This is a genomic window from Komagataeibacter melomenusus, assembly GCF_013155395.1.
Lineage (GTDB): Bacteria > Pseudomonadota > Alphaproteobacteria > Acetobacterales > Acetobacteraceae > Komagataeibacter > Komagataeibacter melomenusus.
In genome coordinates this window covers 1-255 of sequence record NZ_JABJWC010000129.1, presented here as the reverse complement: position 1 = coordinate 255, position 255 = coordinate 1, and the positions used below count along the sequence as shown (strand labels likewise).

The 255-nt window shown below is 57.6% G+C and carries 1 protein-coding gene; it reads right to left on the bottom strand.

Annotated features, from left to right (window positions below):
• Positions 1 to 43: 43 nt before the first annotated feature.
• The coding region (locus tag HNW77_RS17380) for a VIT1/CCC1 transporter family protein (RefSeq protein ID WP_172159347.1) at positions 44 to 255 on the bottom strand (212 nt) is incomplete at its 5' end.

The window sequence follows — 255 nt, the reverse complement described above, 5'->3', positions numbered from 1 at the left end:
CGATATCATTCCATTCGTTCAATATACAGAAATATTTAATACATTATGTCTGTACCCCGAATATCCGGCCGATGGCAGCCGTCACGGCCATCGCTACGATGCCCCAGAATATGACCCGCATTGCCGGGCGCCATGGTGAGGCCCCACCTGCACGCGCACCCACGACTCCCAACACCGCCAGACCAATCAGGGATACAGCGGATACACTCCACGAGACCACGCTGGCTGGCGACAGCAGGGCTGCCAGCACGGGCA